Genomic DNA, 19,574 nt, shown 5'->3' on the forward strand with positions numbered 1-19,574 from the left:
AGGTGTAATCGGACATGGAGGGAAAGAATCTTGACTGAAGTAAAGCAATATTCCGGCGAGGATTACGACGTTATCGTCGTTGGTGCCGGTCACGCTGGTAGTGAAGCAGCCTTAGCCGCTGCACGGATGGGGAATAAGACCCTGTTAATGACGATCAATCTTGATATGGTGGCATTTATGCCATGTAACCCATCCGTGGGTGGTCCAGCCAAGGGAATCGTTGTCCGTGAAATTGACGCTTTAGGCGGCGAAATGGGCCAAAACATCGACAAGACTTACGTTCAGATGCGGATGCTCAATACCGGAAAGGGTCCGGCCGTTCGCGCCTTACGGGCACAGGCGGATAAGCATGCCTATCACGCGGAAATGAAGCACACCTTGGAACGCGAGCCTAACCTGACGTTGCGGCAAGGGATCGTCGATGACTTAATCGTCGAAGATGGTGTTTGTCGTGGAGTTATCACCAATACTGGGGCCCACTACAGTGCCAAGGCTGTAGTGGTTGCGGCCGGAACGGCTGCCCGCGGTAAAATCATCATTGGTGAATTGATGTACTCTTCCGGTCCCAACAACTCGCAACCAGCGACTAAGCTGACAGCGAACTTGCCTAAGTATGGTTTCGACTTAGAACGGTTTAAGACTGGGACGCCACCACGGGTTGATGGTAATACGATTCATTACGATGAGACGGAAGAACAGCCCGGTGACGTGGAACCTAACCACTTTAGTTTCACCACCCCTGACAGTGCCTACCTGGATCTGAAGAATCAGTTATCGTGTTGGTTGACCTACACGAACGCTAAAACGCACGATATTATTCGGGAAAACTTAGACCGAGCGCCTATGTTCACCGGTGTGATCGAAGGTGTTGGCCCTCGTTATTGCCCATCCATTGAGGATAAAATCGTGCGGTTTGCTGACAAGCCACGACACCAACTCTTCCTTGAGCCAGAAGGTCGTAAGACTGATGAATGGTACGTTCAGGGACTGTCAACGTCTATGCCAGAAGAAGTTCAGCAAAAGATTTTACACTCCATCAAGGGGTTAGAAGATGCTCAAATGATGCGGCCGGGTTACGCCATTGAATACGATGTCGTTTCACCATACCAGTTACGGCCAACGTTGGAGACGAAGCCACTGAAGAATTTGTTCACGGCGGGGCAAACGAACGGAACTTCTGGTTACGAAGAAGCTGCTGGTCAAGGGCTGTTAGCCGGCATCAACGCCGGGCTACGGGCCCAGGGTAAGCCTGGGTTCACGCTGAAGCGTTCTGATGCCTATATCGGTGTGATGGTCGATGACTTGGTCACCAAGGGAACTAACGAGCCTTACCGGCTGTTGACGAGTCGGGCTGAATATCGCTTGATTTTGCGGCACGATAATGCTGATTTACGTTTGACTACCAAGGGCCATGAGCTGGGACTGATCAGTGATGAACGCTACGAGGCCTTTCTGGCTAAGAAGGCGGCACTCAAGGCCGAAATTGACCGGTTAAACAGCATTCGGATCAAGCCTGGGGATGACATCAACGCGTTTGTTCAGAGCCACGGTGATAAGCCCCTGCAGGATGGCGTGCTAGCAGCTGCCTTCTTACGTCGGCCATACGTGGACTACCAAACGTTGTTACGGTTCATGCCAGCACCAGAGCAGCCATTAGATCGGCACATCGTTGAGGAGATTGAAATCTCCCTGAAGTACGCTGGTTACATCAAGAAGGCTGAAGAGAACGTGGCTAAGCTGAAGCGAATGGAAGCCAAGGCGATTCCAGCTAAAATCGATTATGATGCCATCGATGGTCTCGCAACTGAGGCACATCAGAAGTTGAAGAAGATTCAACCTGAAACGTTGGCACAGGCTAGCCGGATTAGTGGGGTTAACCCTGCCGACATTGCTATCCTGAGCGTCTACATTGAACAGGGGAAAATTGCCAAGGTTGATTAGCCTTGACCGAAGTAGCATAAAAGGATCGGGACAATTGGCTCGATCCTTTTTAATTATTAATAATTATTATTAATCAAAGTGTGGTATTAATATAGTAATAAAAGGAATACGCAATCTTTACCGATTCTTTGCAAGATTTCAACATAACTTCGGTAAGGTAGAAACTGTAGTGAGACAACGTTAAATGGTTGGCTAGTGAGCGAATTACGCCACCCTTAGATAACGGCAACAAACGGGTGGTACAGCTTATTATCAGTAAGCAGGATACCGCTGACTTTGCGTAGCTAATCATTTGGTTGCGAAGTCTGGTAAAATATTCCCAGGGTCATCTAATATCGGGGCAAGTGATGTCAAGGCATTACTTGAAACAAGGGGAGTTTTTACAATGTACACGAGTCTGTTGAGTTTCGGGGTGCTGTTAACGCTAGGCAGTCACTGGCAACATCAGCGGTTGTTGCGAGCAGTGCAGCAACAGTCGGTCACATCGGAGCGGATCACCCGCAACCGGTTTCTGTATCATGGGTTGTTATACGTAGGCCTCAGCTACGTGGTAGTGGGGCTTTGGCAACCGGCTTGGCTGAATGCACGTGTCATTGGCTTACTGTTACTGGTAGATTTGGTAGCAGTTGCCATGGCGGGTTTAGAGCGTCGCCAACGACGGTATCCTAGTGCTGTTCGGGCGTTGGGTCGCCGTCAAGCATGGTACTTTACTGGCAGTCAACTACTATTGGCTGCAGTGTTGTTGGGAACATTACTGGGGTCACCATACCGGTAAAATACATTAAATGAATCGCTGTCCGTTAACGTTAGTCTTTAACTGCGCTAACGGACGTTTTTAATTTTAAGGGGGAGCTTTAACATGAAACAGTATTCACCAGTAGCAGCACAGGAAGACTTCTTAGAAATTCTATCGGCGGTCCATCAGCTTAAAGAGACTATTTTGATTACGCCGACGGATGAGCGAGACGAGCACGCGGCCGTAATTTTACCTTTGCAGGAATGGCAGGCTTTGTCCGAATTGGCTTTTTTAGAGGCGCCAGCAGCACCGATTAAGCAAAATAATCGGATCAGTCTAACCAGTTTGCGGACTGATCAAGTCGAGTGGGGTTAAGTCTCTGCGAGTAAGAGCTGTTGGAGGTCTGAGTAAGTCGTTACTTCGTAAGTTGGTTGGAAGTCGAGCTTGTTAACGTGATGCTGCGGATTGAACCAGACGTTGTGGAGTTGAGCGTTGCGTGCGCCTAGAATGTCAGACTGTAGGCGGTCACCGATCATTAGGGTGTTCGCTGGTGTGAGGTCCGGATAATGGTGAAAAATGGGTGCAAAGAAACGACGATCTGGTTTCGTATAACCAATGTCTTCAGAAATAAAGAGGCTATCAAAGTGTTGTCGGAGACCAGAGCCGTGCAGGCGGTTTAACTGGATGGACTTGGTGCCATTGGTGGCGACTACTAGTGTCAGTCCAGCTGCCCTCAGCGTTTGCAACAAGGTGTCCGCCCCCGTCAGCGTATAGTAATTGTGGTCGAGGATAACGTTGTACTGTTCTTCAACGGTAGCACCATCCACGGCTAGGCCCATAGCGGCAAAGGTCTGGGTGAACCGATCATTTAGTAGCTGGTCGCGTGGGGCGCCTTGCTCAATGGCTTGCCAGACGGCGTGATTGATTTTCAGGTAGGTATTAAAGCCGGTCTGAATATCAGTCACGCCGTATTTTTTTAGCAAATGGGTGATACCTTCATTTTCACCACGGGTGAAATCAAGTAGCGTGTCGTCGAGGTCAAAGATGGCGTATTTTAACATGGTTACGGTCCTTTCAAGGTGGTTTACCAGAGTTTAGCATAGTTTGGTGTTAGGTGAAATTTAGGCATGAAAAAAGGCTCCGTTATCCGTTACTGGATAGCGAAACCTAGCTGTTAAGGGTGACCGCCCATGGCCAAGGCCCGGACGACGGATAGAACTAGAAAGGCAACTTGAATGCCAAGGTCGATCCGGTTCAAAGGATTCTTGTCAGCAGTACTTTCAAAGACGTTAAAGTGAAGCATAGCAGTAATCAGTGAGCTAAAGCATAAGAACGCGACAGTAACGGGGTCTTGAAGAAATAACATAGCTAGTAAGAGCACCACCGTCAGAATTGGTACACCAATTTTAAGCGGGGTGACTGGGTACTTTGTATCGGTCATTTGAATTACCTCGTTTCGTTTAAATGAGAGTATGAGATTTTGGTTATAACTTGCTCTTATTTTAACAGAAAGTGAAGTAAAAAGGGAGGTAAAACCATTGGATTGTCAATTAACCCTCTGATTTGTCGAACAGACGACCTAATAGCCAGCCTAGTGCAATGCCCAGTAGTGCCGGAACGACCCAGCTGAATCCAGCTACTGCTAAGGGTAGCCGGTTGTTGAGGTTAATTATCGCGTGCCCCCAACCAGTTTGCTGCAGATTAGCTGGCAAGGCGGCTACTGCGGAGAAGATTGCTGGGATTAGGGTAATCAGGGTGCTGGTTCCAAACAGCCAGCGAGAGGTCCCCAGAATAGGCGATAGGACTGCTAGGAAAATCAGCACGATGGCTAGTGGGTAAAGAAACATGAGGACGGGCGTTGAGTAGGTAATGAGCTTGGTTAATCCGACGTTGGCAAAGAGACAGGGCAAGATGCTAGCCGCTGCAATCAAAGCTGCGTAAGGTATCCGAGGAAACATTTCGTGCAGAGTATCCCCGAAAGCTGAAATCAAGCCAATGGCCGTTTTAAGGCAAGCGATGATGACGATCAGTGCCAACAGGGCGTTTCCAAAAGTACCAAAGTAATAGGCTGCCACCTGAGCCAAGGTGATGCCCCCGTTGGCGGCTGGTGAGAATTGACCAACGCTCATCGTTCCCATTAAAGCCAATAGCGTATAAATCAGACCCATGAGGACAATACTGATAGTCCCCCCTTTAATGACATCGCGGGCAATCTGGCCAGGTTCAGTGACCCCCAGAGCGCGAATGCTATTGATGATGACAATACCAAAAGCCAGTGAGGCGAGGGCGTCCATAGTGTTGTATCCCTCGGTGAACCCGCTGAGGATTGGCTCAGTAATGTAAGTACCGCGGGCAGCGGAGGTAAAGCCACCCATCGGTTTGACAAAGGCTGCGAGTAGCAGGATGCCTAGGAGAACGAGGAAGGTTGGTGTCAACCATTTACCGACGTAGACCATGAGTTTACCTGGATTTCGAGCTAGCCACCAAGCGGTGAAGAAAAAAATCACGGAGAAGATAGCCAGAACAGCAGGTTGTGCCCCCGGACTGGTAAAGGGCGCCAAACCAATCTGGAAAGACGTGGTTGCCAGTCGCGGTAGGGCGAAAAACGGGCCAATGGTGAGGTAAAGTAGGATGGTGAAGACGTAGGCGAACGGTCGATTGACTTTCGTTGCTAGGTCGAAGACCCCCTCGCTACGCGTTAAGCCGATACCTGCGACCCCTAGGAGGGGCAGACCAATTCCGGTTAGCAACAGGCCAATGACTGCTGTCCAGACGTGATGTCCAGCCTGTTGGCCCAGAAAGACCGGGAAGATCAGGTTACCGGCGCCGAAGAAGAGGCCAAAGAGCATCATGCCAATGATGAGTAACTCGCGCCCGGATAATTTAGTTTTCAAAGTAATCGCAACTTTCTATTAAGTTTCAGACAGTGTCTATGCATAATCAACGACTAGCATACCAAAAAACGCTCGCCGAGGAAACGGCGAGCGTCAGAAACTTACTTATCGGCTACGGTGAACCGGCTATTATGATGTTGTGGGTGTTCAATTTCGTCTAAAATAGTAACGGCCATCGTACCAGTTGAGGTGCCCGATTCTTGTTGGGCATTGACTAGGAGATCGTCTTGGCCTAAAAGCGCTGCGGTAGCTTTTCCGGGATGGAAATTAGCTGCGGGAGAGATGCCGACCCAGTTAACGTTGTCAACTTCGCGGAGGAAGTTCAGTTCCTTCAGCTGATTCTGAGGAATGCTGATAAAACCAGCCGCATGGGGATCTTTGGCAATATCATTGACGAACAAGTGGCGGTCATCACCCGTGAACAGGCTGCCAGCCCCTAAAATGAAGACTAAACGCGGCGTGGTTGTTTCGCGGAGAATGTGGACCAGGCGGGCGGCTAAGTCCACGTGCAAGTAGGACTGAGCTGGGGCCGTGGCAAAAGCATCAATCACAACGTCGGCGGCCTGTAAGTCAGCGGCGGCGACGGCAAAGGCGTCTACGGCCCGGGTCGTGAGATTGGGATTCGTGGGTAAGGTGGCCAATTTTTCGGCTGAACGGGCCAAGGCGGTTACTTGGTGTCCTCGTTTGAGTGCTTCTGCAACCAGTGCGCTGCCGGCCATACCGGTTGCACCAATAATTGTAATTTTCATAAAAAATCGTCCTCCTTTTGAGCTGTGATTAGTATAGAGGAAGTTAGATCAATCACCAACTATTTTGCCCCTTCATTGCAACCATATGGTACAGTGGAGAAAATACTGAGGGGGTCACGAGAATGAAAGATGTGGTACAAGGCAAACTGGTCCATTTGACAGAAATGAGAGACGGGGATGCAGAGTGGTTGCAGGATACCCAGTGGGAGCCCGGACTGCTACGGAATTTATCCGCTGATGCTCTGCACCCACTGACAGCGCAGGAGTACGCAGAATGGGCAGCGGATCCGGACGGTGACGACCATTACTTCTTCATGGTGCGGGCTAATGCGGACGATGGCTTACTGGGATCAGTTGTATTGAATAATGTCTATTTCAAAAATCGGCGGGCGTCCATGGGGATTGCCTTACCCGTAGTCAGTGATCGTGGTCAAGGCTATGGGCAGGATGCCATTCAGACAATCCTGTCATTTGCGTTTAATGAGCTGGGCCTACATAAGGTGAATCTGGAAGTTAATGCCAACAATCCATTGGCCATTCACGCCTACGAGGCAGTCGGGTTTACGAGAGAAGGAGTCAATCGGGAAGCAATCTTCCAGGATGGACACTGGCTGGATCTCTATTCATACGGGATTCTAGCAAGTGAATGGCGCGCTGCTTCACGTGGAACAGAAGACTAAAAAAGTTCGCACTCGCACCTAGAAGGTGTGACGACGAACTCGGAATGTTTCATGTGAAACATTAAAGTGGCCAAGGAAATTCGGTTGAAACGTGGTTGTTCAGGCTAGCTTGTTCTGCTCGACGCTGTTTTCGTTGGGCAGTACGTTTCTCGTAACCGGAGACAATGTAACGTTGTTCCTCTGTGACGGGTTTGACTGGTGGTAGTGGTTGCGTTGACCGGGAGTCTTCAATGACGTAAGTAATAAAGCATGTGAAGCCAACGAAGCGTTCACTGGTCGTGAGGTTTTCGCCAATGATCTTAACAAAGACCTCTAAGGAGCGGGTTCCTGTCCCGGTAACGTAAGCTTCCAAGAACATGGAATCGTCTAAGTGGAAAGGTTCTAAGAAACTAACGTGGTCAAAGGAAGCCGTGACCACCGTCTTATGGGTTAGTCGGACAGCGGCTACGGAAGCGCTATCATCTACCAGCGACAAAATTTTACCGCCGAAGACGGATTCATGTTCATTTAAGTCTGGTTGAAAAACCCGGTGACTGGTCACGATTAATGTGGCGTTGCAGGACACGGGCGTGGTTCGATTCATCAAAAGCTTCACCTCATCAGTTAATTTGTCTCCCTCTATTCTACCAGAGTCCGTGCATCCCGGCGACTTTAGCAAAGATTACAGGACTATTAATTTTTTACAATGACTCAGTGAATTCCTAGAGGTCGGCCAGTTGGCTTGCTATACTATGGATAAATGAGTAAGGAGGGGTGTTGCATGATATATCACGGTGAACCGTTAGACTTGATGCCAACGTTGGACACGGCCCAGACGTATCCGTTACTTGAGTGTACACTGAGTTTGACGCACCCCATTGATTTGGCCCGCTTACAAGAAGCAATTGAGACGACTCAAACGGTGGTTCCCCAGGTTTTGGGTCGGTATAATTTGAAATGGAACCGGTTTGAAGTTGAAACGGATGTGGCGACGGATGTGGTTGAAGAATATGCTGCTAGTCACGACCCTGGTCGCGTTCAACTGGACGTCTTAGCGGGACCGCAATTGAAAATCCAAGTGATTCATTACGCTGCCTATGATCAGTTACGGTTGGCAATGAGTCGCCTACTGGCTGACGGGGAAGGGTTCAAACATTATCTGTACCTCTTGGCTGCGGCGTACGATGGCCAGGATTTAACGAATTTTACCAATGAACGCAGTGTGCGTAAAATTTTAGCACATTTGCGGCATCCTCATCGGGCATTGCCGCTCTTGCATGATAACGCGACGGAAGCCTTCCCCCAGTTGAGTGGCGACGTGCACCATCACCGTGGCGAGGCCACCATTCCGCGGGTCGAAAGCCAGTTGCTTCGGCAAAAAGCGCGTGAGCAGGGGGTCACGATGAATGCTGTGCTCCTTTCTGCTTACGCGCTCGCGTTATTCGCTTTAACTGGGGAAAAGCGGTTGGTCATCCCATACCAGGTTGATTTACGGTTACACGGACCAGTGGCGGCAATGAACATTGTTCAAGTAGCCAACTTGACTAGTGAAATGCCTGTGGCCATAACTGTTAGAGATGGTGATACTTTGGGGGCTGTGGTTCAGCGGACCCAGGCGACGGTCACGCAAATGCGTGATGAGTTAGCTTACCTACCGCCTTTAGTGGAAATCAATCGGATGAGTCGGGCCTTACCACCACAGTTGGTGCGGCGGCTAGCTGGGAAACACCGACCACAGGCGGCCATTTCCTTTGCCAACTTCGGCCACATCGATCATACGCGGCTCAATTTCTCAGGAATCACAGTCACGCAAATTTACTTTGCTGGGGCTTATCGGACAATGCCTCATTTTCAACTAACGGTCAGCGTGTACCACGATGCGTGGACGTTGGCGTTTCGAATGATGGGGTCCGAACCCGACTATCAATTAGGAATTAAAATTTTGAAAAATGTTGTGGCTCAGTTAACCCAGTGGAGTCACGAGGAGTAGTCTATTGGACCTGAAAGTGACTTTTAGGTCCAATTTTTTATACCTACTATTTTTCGTAAGCCGGTTTATAATCCGCCCAGTCTGGTCGTGGGTCGCCCTTAGCTTCTGCCTCTTTGATAGCTGAATAGAAGGCTACCTTTTGCGTGATATGCCGTTGATACTTCTTTAGCTTGGCTAGCTGCTGAGCCACACTGATGGCGTGTTCATTCAAAACGTTTAAGATTTCATTCAGGTCGTCCCCGGTTTCCTGATAACTCAGCAGGGTTTGAAGTTCACTCATGCTCATGCCAGAATTTTTGAAACAAATGATACTGTTTAATTTTTCAAGATTGGCCTCATTATAGACGCGGTGGTTCCCTCTTTGTTGGACGTTAGGAATCAGACCCAATCGTTCATAATATCTGAGGGTTGAGGGGGCTAGGTTATACGCCTTGGCGACTTCTGAAATGGTTAATTCGGTCATTATTTATCCTTCCTATTCTTTGATAGAGAAATTACTTTACTTGAAGTGTACTTCAAGTGGTATGTTAGAAACAAGTAGAAGGGTAGGTTAACAAATATGAAATTTAGAACATTAGGAAAGACGGGTTTTAACATCAGCGAAGTCTCTTTGGGGACTTGGCAGCTTGGTGGTAAGTGGGGGGCCCCATTTAGTGAAAAGGATGCTAGTGAGACTTTAGAGGCCGCTTATGACCGTGGCGTGAATTTCTTCGATACCGCCGATGGTTATCAGGATGGGTTAAGCGAAAAGGTGCTCGGTCAGTTCATTAAACGCCATCCCGATGTCCACTATTCAACCAAGGTTGGTCGCAAGGAAATGCCCCTGTCAGTGGAACATTTCAGTCCCAAGTTCATCAGACGATACGTTGAAGAGAGCCTGCAAAACATGCAAGTCGATTCGCTTGATCAGGTGTTGTTGCACTGTCCACCAATGAGCGTGTACTACCAGCCAGAAACGTTTAAAACGTTGGATGATCTCAAAAAGGAAGGAAAAATTGCCAACTACGGTGTCAGCGTGGAACGAGTTGAGGAAGCCATTAAGTCACTCGATTACGATATTTCCAGTGTTGAAATCATCTTCAACATGTTCCGGCTGCGGCCAGCTAAGTTGTTCTTTGATCTAGCTAAGCAGGCCAACGTGGGAATTTTGGCCCGGGTGCCCTTGGCCAGTGGTTTGTTGACCGGGAAGTTTACGGCGGACACCCACTTTGAACCTAATGATCACCGGATGTCTAATCGGAACGGCGAGCTCTTTAGTAAAGGTGAAACGTTCTCTGGTGTCGACTACTTGACGGGAATTAAAGCCGCCAATGAGTTGCAGGAGCGACTTGGTACGGATAACCTGGCGGCGACGGCCTTGCGTTACATCCTAATGTTTGACGCAGTTTCTGCCGTTATTCCTGGGGCCAGCACGCCTAACCAGATTGAACGGAATACGATTGCTGCGGACGTCAAACCATTGACTAGTGAACAGATGGCCATTGTCACGGATGTTTACGATAAATATATTAAGGATCCAATTGAATACATGTGGTAATCCCTGCGGTAACAAAAGGGCGGTTGATAGTGGTCGACCGCCCTTTTTGTCATCGCAGAGATCAGTTATGTATGAACAAGTGAACGGTTAAAAAAACTCCCACCGGATAGGTGAGAGTGAGTATTTAAGCTTTAGCGAATTTACCTTGAACCTTGACGAGTCCAAGGGCTCCCAGGTTACAAATGAAGAGCATTACCGCCATTGCTGCGTAGGAGCTACCAGTCAGACCAACTAGTGGCGAGGCTAAGCCCCCACAGGCGTTTTGGGAGAGACCAATGACGGCTGACGCACCACCGGCGTTACTAGTCGCCTGATCCATGATAATGGTGACGGTTAAGGTGAGGAGTGCGCCGATTAAAATCACAAGGATGAGAATCAGGCCACTCACTAACCAGACGTTGGCGGGGAAGAGTAGTGAACCGATTAAAATCAGACTCGTTAATGCGGCCAACGTCAACAAGGTTGTGACCTGCTGACGGTTGGAGAAACGGCCAGCCAATTGCCCAGGGAGGTTACTCCCAACAACGATTCCGAGTCCATTAAAGGCGTAGAGCAGACTAAACATTTGCGGGGCCATGCCGAATCCGGTCTGGAAGACGAAGGTCGATGCTGAAATGTAACTGAACAGGGCGCCGTAAACGAGGCCTGTTGCGAGAATCAGCGGCCAGAAAGCAGGCTTGATCAGCAAGCTCCCCATCGACAACAGTGATGTGTGGAACCCACCTGTTTGGCGGTCCGCAACTGGCAGGGATTCGTGGAGACCAAGGGCAACGGCGAAAGCGATAACCCAGCCAATTACGGCCAGCAAGATGAAGATAGCCTGCCAGTCAACGTAACGAATCATGAAGCCACCGATAATGGGGGCAATGATGGGAAAGACACCGTTGACGGTATTGAGGAGGGCGTAGAACTTCGTTAGCTTTTTGCCAGAGAAGAGGTCCCGAGCCACTGCCCGAGCCAGCACCTGACCGGTGGCTCCGGCTAGTCCCTGGATGAACCGGAGGCCAATTAAGAGACCAATCGAGTGGATAAAGGCCATTGCAAGGGAAACTAGGCCAAAGATGATAAAACCGGTGATTAGCGGTTTACGGCGACCATATTGATCAGACAGCGGACCGGCAATCAGTTGACCTAGCGCCAGACCAATCAGACAGGCCGTGATACTGAGTTGCATGAGTGAGGCGTTGGTTGCAAATTGCACTTTCATTTGAGGTAGGGCTGGCAAATAAAGGTCGATGGCCAGGGGCCCCGTTGCGCTAACGGTTCCCAAGAGTAAGGTTAGCCAGATTTGATGCCGTCGTGAGTGTGTTGAATTCAAAGACTGTCAGCCCTTTCTAGAGATAGTGTGAAATTAATGATAGCATAAAATATTGCTGGACCGCTGCTCTGTCGGGCAGAATGGCGGTCCAGCGGATGAAATGGCTATTCGTTGTGTATTTGTCCATTATTGCTGGAAAAAAATGAATTTGCAAGCTCAGTTTTTCTACGGAGGAGATCATTTTTGTAACATTTAAAATAAACTTGGGAAAAAGCATGGGGGTTTCAGTCAGTAAATGGTAAGATTAGATTCGACCATAAAAACGGAACCGGTTGTCTGATTTCGTTGCGGGTGTATGATAACAGTATATTAATATTCTTGAATATAAGGAGCCTCATCATGAAAGTATTAAAGGAAGTCATGAGTTGGATCATCCCCGTGATTATCGGGCTGGCTATCGCTTTTGCCATCAAGCAGTTCGTCTTTACCCGGGTGCGGGTCGATGGGCCATCCATGGAACCCAACCTGCAAAATAACGAAAAGGTCTTTGCCTTTAAGCAGTCAAAGGTTAAACATCTGAGTGTCATTGTTTTTGACGCCCACGGTGAGGACCCATCTGCTAAGGCCAATACTAATTATGTTAAGCGGGTAATTGGGTTACCAGGCGATACGGTTACGAGTAAAAATGGGTACATCTATGTGAACAAGAAGAAGATTAAGCAGAGTTTTATCAGTGATGCGGAGCGGAATGCTGGGACCGGAAATTGGACCTTAGCTAGTCTGCAAAAGAGTAATGGTTGGGGTAATGGCACCACGGTCGTTCCTAAGGGCAAGTATTTTGTGTTGGGTGACCACCGGAGTGTGTCTAACGACAGCCGTTACTGGGGATTCGTTGATAAGGATAAGGTGTTGGGGGTCGTGAAAGTACCAGTTTGGGCCTCTAATAAGACGCGGCGGGCTAACGTTAATGGGCTGGCCTACTAACTAAGAACGCGATAGTTCACGGGAATGACCGTGATCATCGCGTTTTTTTGTAGTATATTAGTTAGTTAGCACTGGCTTGACATCCCTTGACATTTAGTATATGCTTGCGCACGTATTTTTCAGGGAGGGGACGGTACTTTGGTTACCGGAAACAACGATTCGGATATTTTAAAATGGCTTTCAATTACGACTCGCTATGCGCGGATTGCATTAGATCGACGCTTACAGCCGTACCGATTGAATGCTAGTATGTACTATTATATTTTACGGATTCATGAGCGGCCAAAGATGACCCAGGATAAGTTGATCAGTTTGACGTACCTTAATCCGAGTAATGTGACGCGGGCAGTCAACCAGCTAGTTAATTTGGGATACGTGCGGAAGCGGCAGTCGAAAACAGATAAGCGAGTTTACGAGTTGTCATTGACGAAAAAGGGCGAGACGCTTTATCCTAAAATTGTGATGCTACGTCAAGAGGTCGCGGATAACTTATTGATGGACATTACGCCGGAACACCGTGATGGACTGGTGGCTGAGATTCGCCAGCTAGCCCTGCAGGCCGTACATAATGAAACGTCAGGAATTGATAATGAGTAGGGATGAGGAACTGAGCTGTTGAGCTGGTTCCTTTTTAATTGGCTATCCTTAGCCGGGCTGACTGACCAGTTAGTTGATTTATTGATTAACAAGATTTACTATAGAAGCAAAGGTGAGCGATTACTCACTAAAATAACGACTTTAAAAGATTAGACGCAACGGCTCAATCATTGGTGTGGTCAACAAGGGCCTATTGCGTCAGGAGTGGTGTTCTCGCGTCGACAGGGTGGCAGTCATGAATTAACGGAGGGGATTGGCGAATGGCAAAGGAAACTAATATTCAGACAGCATTTCAGGAAGTGATGGCAGCCAGTGGGAATATTCCGCCCAAGCAGAAGCAAGTGTTGGCAGCTAGTCTGGCCTTGTTTGCTGAGAAGGGGTTTGCGAGCACGACAACGAAAGAAATAGCGGAACGAGCAGGTGTAGCCGAGGGAACAGTTTACCGGCGTTATCGCACCAAGGATGAACTGCTAGCTGGCGTGTTGGCACCGTTCATGACGGAGGTTTTGCCCAAACTGGTTTCGGAGTTTGCCGAAAAGGTTGTGGGGCAGACCTATGCATCTCGGCATGACTTGGTGACGGCGGTAGTGAATGATCGGATGCAGTTTGTGGTGGAAAATCAGTCAGTTTTACGCGTGCTGGCCACGGAGATTTTGGTAAGAAACGACTTACGGGAGCAAATGATTTCTCGGATGGTGCCGTTGTTACAACAGAATTTGTATCCAGTTTTAGACCACTTAAAAGCTATTGGTGAGCTGGTTGACTGGCCTAATGATCGTATCGCACAGTTCATGATTGGGACCATGTTGATCCAGTTAGTGCGGAGCACTTTGACGAGTGAAGAGGTTACGGGCGCTGCGTCCCTCATAATTAAATTTTTAGAAAAAGGTTTGGCACCGAAATAACTGGTACCGACTATGGGGAACTGGGTTAAGCCGGTTCCTTTTTTAATGCTCAAGATTAATTGCGTTGGGGGCGGGGGAGCGCTAGAATGAATCTATGTTAATTATGAGATTTTCATTAGAAGATTTGTGAAAATTCCGTAGAGAGGAGCTTTTTATGCCAAAAGATAGTCAGAAGGTACACGTCTTAAGTCGCGCAGAAATGGCAGACTTACACGCTGATTTACAGCAACAACCCGCACACGAGGTCATTAGTCGGGCGGTTATTAAGAATGGGGTACTAGCGGCAGCTGAGGATCCCCAAGCAACGGTTCGCCTGGATCGCACATTTTCCGTGGAATTAGATACCGGCAAAGTTTCCAATCAGAAGCACTCTGGCCGGTGCTGGCTATTTTCGACACTGAATACAATTCGCCATCAATTTGCGGCTAAGTATGGGGTCAAAGATTTCGAGTTATCCCAGAGTTATCTATTTTTCTGGGACCGGATCGAACGGGCCAATATGTTTTATAACAATATTTTACGAACGGCGGATAAGCCATTGGATGATCGGGAAGTAGCATTCTTTTTGCAACGACCGGACGATGATGGTGGTCAGTGGGCCATGGGGGCCGCCCTAGTCCAAAAATATGGGGTCGTTCCGGCAAGTGCTATGCCAGAATCCTTTAACACCAATGACACAACGGGGATTGGGTCTGCCTTAAATCTGAAGTTGCGAAAGGATGCGCTAGCACTCCGAAAGTTGGTAGCGGATGGTGCCAGTGAAGAACAGATTGCTGCCACACGCGCTGCGGCATTGAAGGAAGTTTATCGCATGGCTGCCTATGCCTTTGGTGAACCACCAACTACGTTTGACTTAGAGTATAAGGATGATAAGCACCAATATCACCGAGATGCAGGTCTGACGCCACAGGGGTTCTTTAACGAGTATTTTGACATTGATTTGGACGATTACGTGGTTCTGTCGAACTCACCAGATAAGTCATTTGATCGCCTGTACAGCTTGCCTAGCCAGGATAACATCGTTGGTGGTAAGCACATCACGATGCTCAATGAGCCGATGGCAGACTTGAAGCAAGCCGCCATTGCGCAATTGCAAGATGGTGAAACGGTATGGTTTGGGAATGATGTTCTCCAACAGATGAGCCGCGAACGAGGCTTCCTCGACAGTCATCTTTATCAGGTTAGTGATCTATTTGGAGTCGATTTGAATCTGACGAAAGCGCAGCGTTTAGCAACTGGTGAGGCGGAAGTCTCACACGCTATGACGTTGACCGGGGTCGACTTGGTTGCGGACGAACCGACCCGTTGGAAGGTTGAAAACAGTTGGGGTGAGAAGAATGGCGACAAGGGTTACTTTGTCATGACGGACGACTGGATGGACGATTTTGTTTACGAGGTTGTCGTGCACAAGCGCTATCTGACAGCAGCACAACAAGCGTTACTAACAACGGAACCAGAACCATTGCCTGCCTGGGATTCGCTACAATAATTAAAAAGTCAGTCGCAATTAGGCGACTGACTTTTTAGTCAGGGATGAATGACAGTGAGTAGTAGCCTGAAAGACTGGCTGGGTAATTGGCGGTGGACCGGTTGACTGTTATTGTTTCATGTGAAACACTTAGGCGAGTGTCACTGATAGTTTCAGAGTAAAATGACTGGAATTTTACGCAAGATTACGGGTAAACTAGGAAAGATGGCAAGACAGTTAATTTGATGAGGTGATCCGGAATGCACAACTTTTTCTTCGACTTTGATAGTACGCTAGCAGATACCCGAAATGTCGCAGTGGCTGCGACACAACAAGCTTTTACGGTTAGCGGATTAACCCAACCCAGTCGAGCTGCGGTTGTCAGCTATATGGGGGTACCGATTGAGGTATCTTTTGCTAAAATGGCTGATCACGCTTTGACGGCGACGGAATTGAAGGCGTTGTATGCGACGTTTAGAGAACAGTATCAACAGGCTGAACAGTTAGGAATCGCCCTATTCGCTGGGATGGCAGACACCTTGTCTGAATTAAAATCCCGTGGTGACCGGCTCTACGTGGTCTCCAGTAAGCATTCCGTTCCCCTACAACGTAATTTGGAACAAGTTGGTTTGGGAACGACGTTTGCGGCCATTAGTGGATCCGATACGGTGGCCAACTACAAGCCAGCACCGTATGGTATTCTAAATCTGTTAAACCGCTTTGATTTGGTTGCCGCTGAAAGTGTCATGATTGGTGATGCTAAGTATGATATGCAGATGGGCCACCGCGCTGGTGTGGCCACCGCTGCAGCAATGTGGGGCGCAGCAGACCCGAATTCAGTTAAGGCGGAAGAGCCGACTTATTTGTTGCAAGCACCAGCAGAATTATTAACAATTTAGCTAAACGTTGACCAGTCTTCTGTGACTGGTTTTTTGATAAAAAAAGACCATCCCTGGTTAGAGGACGGTCAGAACCGCTTACTTGGTTAGGGCAAGTGGCTTCATTTTATTTGGTGAATAAAATGAAAAAAGGTTGGTTAATAGGTTTATATTGGTATGCTTGTATCGTAACGGGTAAATGTGAAGAAATTGTGAACTTTTCTTACGAATAGGCAATGATACTTATAAAATTAATCTAATGAGCTACCGAAACCCAATTAATTCAAGTCTAACCGGGGGTTGGATTACTTTTTTCTAATTGTTAATGGTAGGTTGACCAACAAAATGGGCAGAAAAGAAAGTTGAAGTTAAGGAAACTTCAGAAAAACGTATATGTAACATAAGCATTAATTTATGTTACATTTCGTTAAAAATTTTATGAGAAAATGAAGTTAATAAAAACCGACCCATGAAGAGTCGGTTACGTCGCTTTAATATTGATTGTGATGAAGATGAGTGGTTAGTGGTCGAGGCTTACCATTGCGTCGGCAGCCGGGATGACGTTCCAACTGAAACTGTTTCGTGCGTTCTTTTTCAATCTGCACCTGTTTTTTAAGTTGCCGATTTTTCCAAAACCCATGGATCATCAGGGAAACGGGGATAATCTCTAGCGAAATAGTTGCGGGAATCAGCCAGGGATTCTCACTAACCAGTTTGGTGAAATATTCCTTATGTTCCTGTAGGACTTCTGGGTCGGTATCCACGATAAACTTGTGGTTAATCATCATCATCACACTCCTTTGCACCATCATAACCCAAAGTGAGAGCGCTGTCAGCCGGTCTGTTTTACCGGTGCCAAGTTAATGATGGTCACGCCAGAAGCGTATGAGATGCAGAACGCCTAAAATAGCGGCGACCCCTAGGATGGTGGTTTCCAGCAGGACAATGCCACTCAGGTGACGGTAGCGTTGATAGAGGATGACCCCACCGACGAAGAGTACGCTCAGGATAAAAGGTAGGTATTTTTTCATGTTTATTCCCCCACAAAAGAGAGTGAGATAAAAGGTGGTTAGTCAATGAGCATTAACGTCGATAGGCGAATAATCCTAGTCTTGGATTGTTGGCCTATCGGCGTTAATCGGAGTTGACTGCCTTTTTTCGCACGTCTTGACGATAGACATTTAAAACACAAAAAGAGTTTGAGACTTTTGTCCCAAACCCTTAGCATTTGCCGCTTATTCGGCAACTTTAACCATCACAGCCTTGGTAACGTCTTGGTCGACGTCACGTGAAATGTGATAACCAGCCACCTTTAGCTTACTTTCTTTGTTTTTACCAGTAAGCGTGTCTTTAACCGTGAACTTTTGCGTCATTGGGATATCTGATAACTTCCCTTTGAAATTGATTACGGTGTCGTCACCCTTAGTTTTGAACGTGGTATTAAGGGTACCTTCCTTATTCAAAGCATTGGCCTTTTTAGCGGCGCTGTAAGATTTGTAGAGCTTGTTAACGTTGTAGACAGTTACTTTACCGTTCTTGTTAAAACGGTATGCCTCAAGACCTGAGTTACTCTTGGCATTCACGGCACCAGTTACGTACCAGAGTTTGGTCGAGCCGGTCAGCGTTGACTTGACGTCAGCCTTCTTAGTCGTTTTGTTTTTGAAGCTAGCTTGTTGGTTGTTCCCCGACTTGCTACTGTTGTTACTGCAGCCAGCAAGACCGATAGCAAATACTGCTAATAGGCCAATGGCGGCGGTAAAAATTCGGGATTTCTTCATATCTCAATCACCTCATCGAAAATGATAACAGTTTTGTGCGTCACACACAAACCCATCTACTTCTATCCACCCACAGTATAGCATGGTCGTTGGGGTAAATAGTTACGGGGCAATTAAAAAAGTATTAAGTTACAGGTAACTTAGGACATCACCTATTATTAATTCTTGTGCTACTTGATTATTAATAATAGAATAATAGAGACAAACGTATGTTCTTCTGGTAAAATTAAGTCTGTTAGTTTTGCTAAGAGAGAAAGGGGAACCAGTAAGTTATGAGTAAACGTCGTCGGGGACGTCGCCGAAGTACGGTTTCAATTTATGCGGCAATATTAGTGATTGCTGTTGGGGCAATTGGCGGTTTGAGTAGCCAGGGAAATCCAACGGCAAAAAAAGTGACCAATGTGGTCTCAAGTCTGGTTGGGGATACATCCAAGGACAACGGTAGTAGCTCAGCAACGTCAGTCCCTAAGCAGTCCGTTGCCACCAAGGCACTCGCTGATCAAAAATATTCGGACACTCAGATTGTTGCGGTGAATCACAACAAGCCGACATTTACAGCGGCCGAACTGTCGACCAAAAAGGGGGCCTGGGCGACCTATGGTGCGCTGGATGGTCTTAATCGGGTGACCACGGCGAATGCACTTCTGAGTAAAAGCACCATGCCAACTGCCAAGCGAGAACCACTCTATGTCAGTCCAACCGGGTGGAAAAATAAGGCCTATACCGTCAATGGTAAGAAGGGGTACTTGTATAATCGGAGTCACTTGATTGGGTACCAGCTGACAGGACAGAATAATAATTTAAAGAATCTGATGACCGGGACGCGGTCACTAAATGACCCAGGAATGACCGCTTACGAGAATCCAGTGGCCAGTTACCTGAAGAGTCATCCTACCGATTACGTTCGTTATCAAGTTCAGCCAGTATTTCGTGGGAACGAACTGGTGGCCCGTGGTGTGCATATGCAGGCCAAGTCGGTCAAAAACACAGGGGTCTCCTATAATGTTTATATTTTTAACATCCAAACAGGTGTTAAGATTAATTATGCTACTGGGACCAGCCAATACGGTGATCCCGCTGCCAGTTTTTAGGGCATGGTGGCGTACAGTTTGGTCATTAGACACCAGCTTAGTTAGTTTTCGAAAAGTGGGAGACCGGTGAAATTTGCCGGTCTCTTTGTGTTGTCGGGCTATCAAATCT

Annotated in this window: 22 protein-coding genes; 12 read left to right on the plus strand and 10 right to left on the minus strand. The window is 47.8% G+C overall.

The features are described from left to right. Positions 1 to 30: 30 nt before the first annotated feature. The 3 genes from mnmG to AB3Y94_RS08390 all read left to right on the plus strand — a co-directional run bounded on the left by mnmG (position 31) and on the right by AB3Y94_RS08390 (position 3,052). On the plus strand, positions 31 to 1,941 hold the full coding sequence (gene mnmG / locus AB3Y94_RS08380) for a tRNA uridine-5-carboxymethylaminomethyl(34) synthesis enzyme MnmG (protein WP_367295822.1): 1,911 nt from the start codon (positions 31 to 33) through the stop codon (positions 1,939 to 1,941). Between the two features lie 385 nt (positions 1,942 to 2,326). Next, positions 2,327 to 2,716, plus strand: coding sequence for a hypothetical protein (locus tag AB3Y94_RS08385; protein ID WP_367295823.1), 390 nt, complete (start codon positions 2,327 to 2,329; stop codon positions 2,714 to 2,716). Between the two features lie 84 nt (positions 2,717 to 2,800). Next, positions 2,801 to 3,052 carry a type II toxin-antitoxin system Phd/YefM family antitoxin gene (locus AB3Y94_RS08390; protein ID WP_367295824.1) on the plus strand — a complete coding sequence of 84 codons (252 nt, stop codon included), beginning with the start codon at positions 2,801 to 2,803 and terminating at the stop codon, positions 3,050 to 3,052. On the opposite strand, the gene AB3Y94_RS08395 is transcribed toward AB3Y94_RS08390, so the two are convergent. The 4 genes from AB3Y94_RS08395 to AB3Y94_RS08410 form a co-directional block, all read right to left on the minus strand. Then, positions 3,049 to 3,738 (minus strand): YjjG family noncanonical pyrimidine nucleotidase, encoded by a 690-nt coding sequence (locus tag AB3Y94_RS08395; RefSeq protein WP_367295825.1) that lies wholly within the window; start codon positions 3,736 to 3,738, stop codon positions 3,049 to 3,051. The two genes, AB3Y94_RS08390 and AB3Y94_RS08395, sit on opposite strands and share 4 nt — an antisense overlap. A 113-nt stretch (positions 3,739 to 3,851) precedes the next feature. After that, the gene (locus tag AB3Y94_RS08400; protein ID WP_367295826.1) at positions 3,852 to 4,118 is read right to left on the minus strand and encodes a hypothetical protein; all 267 of its coding nucleotides are present in this window, start codon (positions 4,116 to 4,118) and stop codon (positions 3,852 to 3,854) included. Between the two features lie 109 nt (positions 4,119 to 4,227). Beyond that, on the minus strand, positions 4,228 to 5,571 hold the full coding sequence (gene brnQ / locus AB3Y94_RS08405) for a branched-chain amino acid transport system II carrier protein (protein ID WP_367295827.1): 1,344 nt from the start codon (positions 5,569 to 5,571) through the stop codon (positions 4,228 to 4,230). 101 nt (positions 5,572 to 5,672) lie between these two features. Next, positions 5,673 to 6,320 carry an NAD(P)-dependent oxidoreductase gene (locus AB3Y94_RS08410; protein WP_367295828.1) on the minus strand — a complete coding sequence of 216 codons (648 nt, stop codon included), beginning with the start codon at positions 6,318 to 6,320 and terminating at the stop codon, positions 5,673 to 5,675. Between the two features lie 122 nt (positions 6,321 to 6,442). Between AB3Y94_RS08410 and AB3Y94_RS08415 the strand changes: the two genes are divergently transcribed. Then, complete coding sequence (locus tag AB3Y94_RS08415; RefSeq protein ID WP_367295829.1) at positions 6,443 to 7,000, plus strand: GNAT family N-acetyltransferase; 558 nt, start codon at positions 6,443 to 6,445, stop codon at positions 6,998 to 7,000. A 61-nt stretch (positions 7,001 to 7,061) separates the two neighbouring features. On the opposite strand, the gene AB3Y94_RS08420 is transcribed toward AB3Y94_RS08415, so the two are convergent. Beyond that, positions 7,062 to 7,583 carry an acyl-CoA thioesterase gene (locus AB3Y94_RS08420; protein ID WP_125693341.1) on the minus strand — a complete coding sequence of 174 codons (522 nt, stop codon included), beginning with the start codon at positions 7,581 to 7,583 and terminating at the stop codon, positions 7,062 to 7,064. A gap of 177 nt (positions 7,584 to 7,760) precedes the next feature. On the opposite strand from AB3Y94_RS08420, the gene AB3Y94_RS08425 reads away from it, so the two are divergent. Beyond that, positions 7,761 to 8,969 (plus strand): condensation domain-containing protein, encoded by a 1,209-nt coding sequence (locus tag AB3Y94_RS08425; RefSeq protein ID WP_367295830.1) that lies wholly within the window; start codon positions 7,761 to 7,763, stop codon positions 8,967 to 8,969. Positions 8,970 to 9,015: 46 nt separating this feature from the next. Here AB3Y94_RS08425 and AB3Y94_RS08430 read toward each other — a convergent pair whose 3' ends face one another. Beyond that, a complete protein-coding gene (locus AB3Y94_RS08430) occupies positions 9,016 to 9,432 on the minus strand; it encodes a MerR family transcriptional regulator (RefSeq protein WP_367295831.1) in 417 nt (138 codons plus the stop codon). A 96-nt stretch (positions 9,433 to 9,528) separates the two neighbouring features. On the opposite strand from AB3Y94_RS08430, the gene AB3Y94_RS08435 reads away from it, so the two are divergent. Next, a complete protein-coding gene (locus AB3Y94_RS08435) occupies positions 9,529 to 10,506 on the plus strand; it encodes an aldo/keto reductase (protein WP_367295832.1) in 978 nt (325 codons plus the stop codon). 124 nt (positions 10,507 to 10,630) lie between these two features. Here the strand turns inward: AB3Y94_RS08435 and AB3Y94_RS08440 are convergent, their stop codons facing one another. Next, positions 10,631 to 11,824: a multidrug effflux MFS transporter gene (locus AB3Y94_RS08440; protein WP_367295833.1), complete on the minus strand. Its 1,194-nt coding sequence runs from the start codon at positions 11,822 to 11,824 to the stop codon at positions 10,631 to 10,633. A 339-nt stretch (positions 11,825 to 12,163) separates the two neighbouring features. Here AB3Y94_RS08440 and lepB point away from each other — a divergent pair, with 339 nt between their 5' ends. The 5 genes from lepB to AB3Y94_RS08465 all read left to right on the plus strand — a co-directional run bounded on the left by lepB (position 12,164) and on the right by AB3Y94_RS08465 (position 16,617). Then, positions 12,164 to 12,748, plus strand: a complete 585-nt coding sequence (gene lepB, locus AB3Y94_RS08445) for a signal peptidase I (RefSeq protein ID WP_367295834.1) — start codon at positions 12,164 to 12,166, stop codon at positions 12,746 to 12,748. A 138-nt stretch (positions 12,749 to 12,886) separates the two neighbouring features. Continuing rightward, positions 12,887 to 13,345: a MarR family winged helix-turn-helix transcriptional regulator gene (locus AB3Y94_RS08450; protein WP_367295835.1), complete on the plus strand. Its 459-nt coding sequence runs from the start codon at positions 12,887 to 12,889 to the stop codon at positions 13,343 to 13,345. Between the two features lie 260 nt (positions 13,346 to 13,605). After that, positions 13,606 to 14,250: a TetR/AcrR family transcriptional regulator gene (locus AB3Y94_RS08455; RefSeq protein ID WP_367295836.1), complete on the plus strand. Its 645-nt coding sequence runs from the start codon at positions 13,606 to 13,608 to the stop codon at positions 14,248 to 14,250. 154 nt (positions 14,251 to 14,404) lie between these two features. Beyond that, a complete protein-coding gene (locus AB3Y94_RS08460; RefSeq protein WP_367295837.1) occupies positions 14,405 to 15,739 on the plus strand; it encodes a C1 family peptidase in 1,335 nt (444 codons plus the stop codon). Between the two features lie 239 nt (positions 15,740 to 15,978). After that, the gene (locus AB3Y94_RS08465) at positions 15,979 to 16,617 is read left to right on the plus strand and encodes an HAD family hydrolase (RefSeq protein ID WP_367295838.1); all 639 of its coding nucleotides are present in this window, start codon (positions 15,979 to 15,981) and stop codon (positions 16,615 to 16,617) included. 470 nt (positions 16,618 to 17,087) lie between these two features. Here the strand turns inward: AB3Y94_RS08465 and AB3Y94_RS08470 are convergent, their stop codons facing one another. The 3 genes from AB3Y94_RS08470 to AB3Y94_RS08480 form a co-directional block, all read right to left on the minus strand. Continuing rightward, positions 17,088 to 17,408 carry a hypothetical protein gene (locus AB3Y94_RS08470; protein ID WP_367295839.1) on the minus strand — a complete coding sequence of 107 codons (321 nt, stop codon included), beginning with the start codon at positions 17,406 to 17,408 and terminating at the stop codon, positions 17,088 to 17,090. A 48-nt stretch (positions 17,409 to 17,456) separates the two neighbouring features. Then, positions 17,457 to 17,627, minus strand: a complete 171-nt coding sequence (locus AB3Y94_RS08475; RefSeq protein ID WP_367295840.1) for a hypothetical protein — start codon at positions 17,625 to 17,627, stop codon at positions 17,457 to 17,459. A gap of 204 nt (positions 17,628 to 17,831) precedes the next feature. Further along, complete coding sequence (locus AB3Y94_RS08480) at positions 17,832 to 18,374, minus strand: hypothetical protein (protein WP_367295841.1); 543 nt, start codon at positions 18,372 to 18,374, stop codon at positions 17,832 to 17,834. A gap of 272 nt (positions 18,375 to 18,646) precedes the next feature. Between AB3Y94_RS08480 and AB3Y94_RS08485 the strand changes: the two genes are divergently transcribed. Then, a complete protein-coding gene (locus AB3Y94_RS08485) occupies positions 18,647 to 19,465 on the plus strand; it encodes a DNA/RNA non-specific endonuclease (protein ID WP_367295842.1) in 819 nt (272 codons plus the stop codon). Positions 19,466 to 19,574 lie beyond the last annotated feature (109 nt).

The organism is Levilactobacillus yonginensis (assembly GCF_964065165.1).
GTDB classification, from domain to species: domain Bacteria; phylum Bacillota; class Bacilli; order Lactobacillales; family Lactobacillaceae; genus Levilactobacillus; species Levilactobacillus yonginensis_A.